1 protein-coding gene and 1 pseudogene are annotated in these 1,000 nt (G+C 35.6%); one reads left to right on the top strand and one right to left on the bottom strand.

Translation table 11 applies throughout. From position 1 onward, the window contains the following. Window positions 1–80 precede the first annotated feature (80 nt). Window positions 81–773 (top strand): hypothetical protein, encoded by a 693-nt coding sequence (locus ACFIQE_RS10790; RefSeq protein WP_375707744.1) that lies wholly within the window; start codon window positions 81–83, stop codon window positions 771–773. On the opposite strand, the pseudogene ACFIQE_RS10795 reads toward ACFIQE_RS10790, so the two are convergent. Further along, window positions 747–1,000: pseudogene (locus tag ACFIQE_RS10795) on the bottom strand (hypothetical protein); the annotation flags it as partial. The gene ACFIQE_RS10790 and the pseudogene ACFIQE_RS10795 sit on opposite strands and share 27 nt — an antisense overlap.

A 1,000-nucleotide genomic window follows, 5' to 3' on the forward strand; every position in this document is an offset into this window, starting at 1 on the left:
TAAGCCGCGTGATGAAGCAGTAAAAGCGCCGCCTCATAAGAATAAGAAGAGTAAGAAGAAGGGTAAGTGAGGAGAGAGGGATGGGCTTAATTGCACTTATTATATCTTGTATTGCTAATTTGTGTTCATGTTATGCGGTTTATACCAATTTTAAAAACATAAAAATGCTTAGACAAGCGATAAAAGAACGAGATGAGTTAATAGCGTCACAAAAAGCGTTGATGGAAGGACAGCTAGCAGAAAAAAATGAGTTAATAGCGTCACAAAAAGCATTGATGGAAGAACAGCTAGCAGAAAATGAAGAGAAAATACAACATTTACAAAAATTACAAAAAGAAGTGCAAGAACGTTTGTTGGAATCTGAACAGAAGAAATCTAAAGAGCAAGAATATTTGACTGAATATGAAAATATTTATGAAAATCTTCAAGAGCCTGAAGATGTTCGTGCGCTTGTAAGAGAGTTTGTAAACAAAGCTCCAATTATAAATGAATATAGTGATGAAAAAGATGATGATAGAGCACGAAAGATATTGCAACAATTGATGATGGATGAACAGAGAAAGAATGAAGCAATTCAAATTATTAACGATGTTCATACATGGTTTATGGCAAAAAAAACCGTTACAATTGAAGAATTTAATAAATGGGATAGATCGCAATATTTATTATTTCATCTTGTGAGGCCAAAGCCACTGACATGGGCCGAGTTGGCTGAAAAAAGTATTGAGGAACAACAGCGTTATTGTTCAAATTGGAAAACCATTATTCTTTGAACGTAACAGCTGTAAGAGTTCTGGTTCTGGTTCAAAGTATTGAATATCGCGGACGGGAAAATTCACTTTTTCTGGTGGATTTTGAGGATCTACGGCAGCATTTTCGTAAAAAGAGCAATCTTCTAAAACACATTTTGTATGGAGTGGTGTGGTGATTAACACGATTCTTTGTTTTGATCTAGGTACCAAAACGGGGTGGGCGATACGTGGTGCAAGTGGTGACATAT

It is taken from the genome of Bartonella sp. AA1HLJMS (genome assembly GCF_042197445.1).
Classification (GTDB): Bacteria; Pseudomonadota; Alphaproteobacteria; order Rhizobiales; family Rhizobiaceae; genus Bartonella.